Genomic DNA, 6,718 nt, shown 5'->3' with positions numbered 1-6,718 from the left:
GCCGAGGCCGTGCCAGGTGCTGGCGGAGAACTGGTAGGCGCCGTAGTACGCGTTGCCGGTGTTGATCGTGTAGTCACCGCCGGACTCGCACTGCCGCAGGCCCGTCCAGGTGGTGGCCGCACCGGCCGGCTGGCTGAGCGCGAAGGTGCCGCCCACCGCTGCCGCGAGTACGGGTGCGACCACGAGGGCCCGGGCCCGGCTGCGGGTACCGGCGCGGCATTGTCGGCCACTGATACGTGCGTCGGACATGTCTTGTGGTCCTTCCCCACGCCTGCGAGGTGAGCTGTCGGATTCGGGCTGGGAACTGCCCGGCCGTGCCAGGGATTCCCTGGAGACGGAAGCCGCACCGGAAACACCTTTCCGTGTGGTCGTCGCACATGGCTTCACCCCGAGAGCATCGAATCCTTTCGATACTCGGAGATGGGTCCCCCGTTCCTGCCGCCCGGTTCGAGAAATCGTCGGCCGGGGGCAGGATTCGGCGTGCCGCCCGACGAATGCCCGGCGTTGTTGCCGGGCACGGCGAAAACCATAACCACGCCGCCCGGCGAGTCGCCAAGCATTGAATAGGGTGCGTGAAAAAGAGCACACTCGGCGCGCCTGCTTGAGCAGGAACCGATGGCCTGGTATCGCGCGTGCGCGCCCGCTCATCAACCTGGCGGTACGACGTGCGGAGGCATTTGTGCTTGGCCGATCACCCTGTTTGCCGATGGGCGACGATGAGCGGAGAGTCCCGTATCAGGCCAGATGTGTGACATGTCAACAAAGGTGTGACGGCCCTGCTACGAGATCGACGCGAGTGATCGGCCTGATACTACGTTTCGTCCGTTGAAGCCTGTTTTTGTGAGAAAAACAACGGAAATCGGGCGGTAACTTGCAGTGTTGTGATTTTTGCACACGGCGGATTCGATCGAACACCGATTGTGAAAATTGCCTGTCGGGCCGCCACGGTGGACGAAGGGGTTCCGTGGGGCGGGGCGGTAGGTGAACGGTTACCGAAGGCCCGGTGCGTGTCCGCTAATGTGGCCGAAACCTGCTGGTCGCCAGCGGAAGCGGCGTTACGCGAGGAGCGGGGTCCCTCACCCGGTAAACAGTGGTCCCCCAGCCGTCGGAGCGACCGGGGAACCGTGGGGCCGGCATAGTACGGGAAATCGGCAGGTCGTGCATCGGACCGGGGCGGGTCGGATGTCCGCCGCGTGCCGGTCGTTCCGTCCGCCGGAAACGATGGAGAGTGTCGGGTCGAGGGGTCCGGAGAATGCCCTCGGACGAGCGGCGGCGGTTGCCCGGTTGCCCGTTTTCGCGGCCGGCGGCTATCTGTGCTCCTGCCCGCCTCCTGTCCGCCGGCCGGCGGTCCGGCCGGACGGTATCCGACGAACCGATCCCGCCAGCCGGCGTGCGCTCCTGGCCCAGACTATGCCCGTCCGAGGCTGGTGCCGGCGGAACGGAGGTCCTCACACGCCTGGGCGACGCGGGCCGCCATGCTGCTCTCCGCGAGCTTTCCGTAGGTACGCGGGTCGTATGCCTTCTTCACGCCGACCTCACCGTCCACCTTGAGAACGCCGTCATAGTTTTTGAACACGTGGTCCACGATGGGGCGGGTGAATGCGTACTGGGTGTCCGTGTCCACGTTCATCTTGACCACCCCGTAGTCGAGCGTCTCGCGGATTTCGGTGAGAGCCGACCCGCTACCGCCGTGAAAGACGAGGTTGAACGGCTTCGCGCCGGCTGGCAGCCCGAGCTTCCTGGCGACGTACTCCTGTCCTTCGTGCAGAATCGTCGGGCGTAGCTTGACGTTTCCGGGCTTGTACACACCGTGCACGTTGCCGAAGGTGGCGGCGAGCAGGTAGCGCCCCTTCGCGCCGGTGCCGAGCACCTCGGCCGTCCGCCACATGTCCTCCGGCGTCGTGTAGAGCTTCTCGTCGATCGCGCCGACGACGCCGTCCTCCTCGCCGCCGACGACCCCGATCTCGACCTCGAGAACGATCTTCGCGGCGGCGGCATCCGCGAGTAGTTCCTCGGCGATCTTGAGGTTCTCCTCAAGGGGGACCGCCGAGCCGTCCCACATGTGCGACTGGAAGAGCGGCTCGCGCCCCTGGGCCACCCGATCCTTCGAGATCGCGATCAGGGGACGGATGTAGGTGTCAAGCTTGTCGGCCGGGCAGTGGTCGGTGTGCAGAGCGATGTTGACCGGATACGCCTCCGCGACATGGTGGGCGAACTCGGCTAGTGCCTCCGCGCCGAGGACCATGTTCTTCACCGTCGAGCCGGACAGGTACTCGGCACCGCCGGTGGACACCTGCACGATGCCGTCACTGCCGGCTTCGGTGAAGCCCCGCAGCGCGGCGTTCAGGGACTGCGACGAGGTCACGTTGATCGCGGGGTAGGCGAAGGACTGGGCCTTCGCCCGGTCGAGCATCTCGGCATATACGTCTGGCGTGGCGATGGGCATCGGTGGGGCTCCTTACGAACCTGTAGGGGCGCCGATCAGCCCTGCACCCGCGGTGCAGGGCAGCCGGATCGGGCCGAAGCCCGCCGTGGACTCCTGATGGGCGAAGGGTATGACGCCTTGCCCCGTCCCGGGGTCGGATGCGGCTGACGTCGCCGACGCGGTGCCGGGCCGCGCGCCGGGCGCGGGGCGGGTGCCGACCAAGGGTCGGCACACTGGTCGAGTGGATGTCGGCAGCCTGTCCGGGATGACGCTGTACGTCGTCCTCTTCGCGGTCATCTTCGTCGAGAGCGGGATCCTGATCGGGTTCTGGCTTCCGGGTGACACCATTCTCTTCGCGGCCGGGCTGATGGCGGCGGACGCGGCGTCGAACGTGTCCGTCGCGGTCCTCTCGATCGGGGTCGCGGCGGCGGCCACCGTCGGGGCGGTGGCGGGCTACTACACCGGGCATCGCCTCGGCCGGCCGTACCTGGAGCGCAGGTACGGCACGGTGCTGGCCCGTACGGAGGAATTCTACCGACGGTTCGGGCCGCTCACCCTGGTCGCGGCCCGCTTCGTGCCGTGGGCGAGGACGTTCGCGCCGGTACTCGCCGGGGCCGTGGCGATGTCATGGTCCCGCTTTCTGATCGCGGTCATGCTCGGATCGCTCGTCTGGGGGACCGGATTGATCCTTCTGGGCTATACGGCGGCCGCCATTCCTGGGCTGCGGGATGCGGCGGTGTGGATCGCGCTCGTCGTGATCGCCATCTCCGTCATCGCCGGGATCGCCGGTGAGCTGCTGCGTCGGCGATCGGGCCGGCTCCCCGACCAGGGGCCGCGGTAGTCCGTGTCGGGCGAGGAGCGCCGAGGGTCGGGCGAGGAGCGTAGGGATGTTGTCCGTTAGTGCCCCGCGGCGCCGGATCCCGTCGGGAGATCCGTGGACCGGTAGTCTCCACGACGTTACGACCAGATCACATTGGACGATCAATTCCCTTTCCTATGGCAATTTCTGGCTATGGCCGGCTAACCTTGATCGATCCAGGTACGCGGTCGGGGGGGTCCGACCACCGAAGGATTCGATGCTTCGACACCACAGGCGGCACTATGCGGAACGGCGTCGCGCCGGCCCCGTCCTCTGCACCGCGGCAGGGGCCTTGACCGCGGTTCTGGCGGTCGTGCTGCTCGCGGGTGGTCATTCGGGACCGCGTGACGGTGACCACGTGGCCGGCCGCGTCGGCGCGCAGCCGGGTCGGGGCGTGGTCGGGGTCCCTCCCACGTCGATCGCGGATCGGATCGCGGATCGGGGTGCGCCGACCGGGCCCGGGGCCGAGCCGCAACCCGCCGCTCGCCCGGCCGGTCCGATCAGCTGCCCGCTGCGCGGGCGTCGGCTCTGGCCCTGGCCGCGCCGGTGACGGCTCCGTCCGCGTCGGCCCCGGCGCCGGCTGTTATCTCGCCGCGCCCGCCGTACCTGCCGGCCTCCTGGACGAGCCTGGTCGGTCAGGTCGTGACCTCGACCAACCTCGAGCGCCGGGCGGCCGGTTGCCCTCCGTTGATCGTCGACTTACGGTTGGCCGCCGCGGCCCAGGCACACAGCGTCGACATGGCCACGGCCGGCTATTTCGGCCACGACAGCCCGGACAGTCGCTCGCCCTTCGACCGGATCGCCGCCGCCGGCTTCTCCTTCTCCATCGCCGCCGAGAACATCGCCGCCGGTCAGCGCACCGTGGCCGAGGTGATGCGCGGATGGATGAACAGCCCGGACCACCGATCGAACATCCTCACCTGTTCGTTGACCCGGATCGGCGTGGGCTACGCGACGGGCGGCAGGTACGGCACCTACTGGACCCAGGACTTCGGGACGCCGTGAGGCCCGGCCCACTTGCCGGGCGCGACCGGTCCGTGGCATCCCGCGAGGTGCACCCGACCTCGATCCTCCCGACTCGCGGGGATGTCCCGGTCCTGATCAGTAGTCGATCCCGTAGGGTCGGGTCATCGTCGCCGACGGCAGCGAGCACGGCAACGAGCGTGGTAAAGCCCGCGGACCCAGCCGGTGGACGGGCTGGCGGGCCGCGCGGCAGCGCCGTCGGCGAGGGTGATCCTGGCAGGAGGAGTGACCTTGGTTCGGGCGGTGGTCACCGGCGCGGCCGGCTTCCTCGGCGGAGCGCTGGCCCACGCGCTGCGGCGGCGCGGTGACGACGTTGTCGCCATCGACATCCGGCGCGCGCCGGGTGTCATGCAGGCCGACGTCAGCCGTCCCGGTGAGTGGGAGAAAGCCCTTTACGGCACGGAGCTGGTGATCCATGCCGACGCCATCGGGACCGGTGGCGTCGCGGAACTGACCCCGGTGCGTCCCGGCCGAGCCGGAGCGCCGGTACGGGTGCCCGACGCCGAGATCCGGCGGGTGACCCTCGGCGCCGCGGCGGCGTTGCTCGACGCCGCGGGTCGGGCCGGGGTCGACCGCTTCATCCATCTTTCCTGCGTGGACGTGCTTGCCCGGACGAGTGGCCCGGTCCCCGGCGGGACCGGGGACCGGGGGCCCGCGCGAGCCGTCGGCCGACCACTGGACGAGACCACGCCGATCGGGCTGACTGGCGACGTCCGCGCCGACGCCATGGCCGCCGCGGAACAGGCGGTCGGGTCGGCCGCTGCGCACGGACTCGGCGCGACCGTCCTGCGGATCGGGGACGCCTACGGTCCCCGGGCTGGTCGCTGGACCCTCTGGCCGGTGCTGCTGATGCGGGCCGGGCGGTTCGTCCTCGTCGACGGCGGCCGGGGTGTGCTCAGCCCCGTGCATGTCGACGACGTGGTCACGGCGGTGACCACCGTCGCCGGTGCGGACCGGTCGGCGGTCGCCGGTGAGGTGCTGCACGTGACCGGGGGGGAGTCGGTGTCCGCCGCCGACTTCTTCACCTTTTACTGTCAGATGCTCGCGATCGCGGCGCCCCGCTCCGTACCGGCCAGGATCTTCGAAGCGGTCGACGCGATTGATCGTGTCTGTTCGTTCGCGGAGGGTTACCGGAGGCGAGGCGCGGACGGTTCCGCGGCCGAGACGCCACCCCTCCCCACCCACCCGGTCCCGGCGGTCTCGACGACCTCGGTACGGCCAGCGGGCTCAGCCGTTCCGGCCGCCCCGGCCGTTCCGATGAACTCGGCGATCCCGTCGCGGCGGGCACCGGGCCTGGTCCGCGGTGTCGGTGCCCGTCTGGTGGCCGGAGTCGATCCCCGCGCCCGGGTGGACCTCGGTCCGCTCACCGTGCGCACCCTGACCCGCGACGCGGGCCTCTCCATCGAGAAGATCCGGGCCCGGACGGGATGGTCGCCGGTCGTGCGGCTGCCCGAGGGCATGAACCGCACCGAGTCCTGGCTCCGGGAACGGGGTCTGCTCGGGGTCCGGGAGCCATCCCGTCGTGGGTGATGGCCCTACACTCACCACCTCCCGACTACTCGCACTCCCGCTCACCATTTGGAACGCGGGATACGTCGCCGAGGAGCTCGCGCCTTCGCTGGCGTTCACGGTCATCACCCCGCGATCAGGCGCGCGTGGCGCTCCCGGTGACGGATCCGGCCCCTTCGGCGGAATCGTCGGGACCGATCCTGCCGCGGGGGCGCCCGATCCCGACGATCCGGCGGGGGCGCTGCGGCGCGAACTGCGCCGTCGGGCGAGCGCCGGCCACACGGTCCTGACCTGGGTGCTGCGTCGCCATCCGGGTCGCCACCCGGGTCGCCATCCAGGATCGGCGGCGGTGGGCCTGCTCGCGGCGGAGGCCCACGGCCGGCGGGTGGTGGTCGAGGTGTCGATCGTGCTCGGATGCCGGCGCAGCGGCTACGCCACCGAGGCGATCCGCGCGGTCGCGGGATGGTTCGAATACCGCGGCGCTCTGGTGGAGACGCGGATCCGGCGCGGGGACAGCGTGGGGAAGCGTCTCGCGCAGGCGACCTCGTTCGTGCCCACCGGTGTGCTGATCGCCGATTGGTGGCGGATCTGGCTGCGTCCGCCGCCAAGTTGACCATTGAGGTTTGTCACGCAACGTCATTGGGCGCCGGGCTTCGTCCGGGCCTGGCGCCGCGGGTCACCGCCGACCGCTCCGGTACCGTCCGGATCTGGCCGTCATCCGGCCCGAACGGGCAGAACCCATGTCCAGCCGCCTTTCGCGGCGCGGCAGAAGGTCATTGTGACGGTACCGTTACCATGCTGTGTTGTCGGCTGGGTGACAGCTCCCGGCTCATTCTTTCGTCGTCACGAGGAGAGTGGTGAACACGCCGCGGAGACAGCCCCCTGTTCAGACTGTGATGCCC

6 protein-coding genes and 1 riboswitch are annotated in these 6,718 nt (G+C 69.8%); of the genes, 4 read left to right on the top strand and 2 right to left on the bottom strand.

What is annotated here, in order from left to right:
• Nucleotides 1-249, bottom strand: a 249-nt coding sequence (locus ACY45C_RS04625; RefSeq protein WP_462186402.1) for a transglycosylase family protein, incomplete at its 3' end; no start/stop codon positions are given.
• 6 nt (nucleotides 250-255) lie between these two features.
• A riboswitch (cyclic di-AMP (ydaO/yuaA leader) is annotated at nucleotides 256-491 on the bottom strand.
• A 917-nt stretch (nucleotides 492-1,408) separates the two neighbouring features.
• Nucleotides 1,409-2,446 (bottom strand): class II fructose-bisphosphate aldolase, encoded by a 1,038-nt coding sequence (fbaA, locus tag ACY45C_RS04620; RefSeq protein ID WP_462186401.1) that lies wholly within the window; start codon nucleotides 2,444-2,446, stop codon nucleotides 1,409-1,411.
• A 109-nt stretch (nucleotides 2,447-2,555) separates the two neighbouring features.
• On the opposite strand from fbaA, the gene ACY45C_RS04615 reads away from it, so the two are divergent.
• From ACY45C_RS04615 to ACY45C_RS04600, 4 genes are all read left to right on the top strand, one after another.
• On the top strand, nucleotides 2,556-3,266 hold the full coding sequence (locus ACY45C_RS04615) for a DedA family protein (protein ID WP_462186400.1): 711 nt from the start codon (nucleotides 2,556-2,558) through the stop codon (nucleotides 3,264-3,266).
• Nucleotides 3,267-3,830: 564 nt separating this feature from the next.
• A complete protein-coding gene (locus ACY45C_RS04610) occupies nucleotides 3,831-4,289 on the top strand; it encodes a CAP domain-containing protein (protein WP_462186399.1) in 459 nt (152 codons plus the stop codon).
• A 249-nt stretch (nucleotides 4,290-4,538) separates the two neighbouring features.
• Nucleotides 4,539-5,837 (top strand): NAD-dependent epimerase/dehydratase family protein, encoded by a 1,299-nt coding sequence (locus tag ACY45C_RS04605; protein ID WP_462186398.1) that lies wholly within the window; start codon nucleotides 4,539-4,541, stop codon nucleotides 5,835-5,837.
• The gene (locus tag ACY45C_RS04600) at nucleotides 5,830-6,429 is read left to right on the top strand and encodes a GNAT family N-acetyltransferase (protein ID WP_462186397.1); all 600 of its coding nucleotides are present in this window, start codon (nucleotides 5,830-5,832) and stop codon (nucleotides 6,427-6,429) included. The genes ACY45C_RS04605 and ACY45C_RS04600 overlap by 8 nt, the downstream gene beginning before the upstream one ends.
• The last annotated feature ends 289 nt before the right edge of the window (nucleotides 6,430-6,718 follow it).

The sequence above is a fragment of the Frankia sp. CcWB2 genome (genome assembly GCF_977927585.1).
This window is presented reverse-complemented; position numbering and strand designations above follow the sequence as displayed.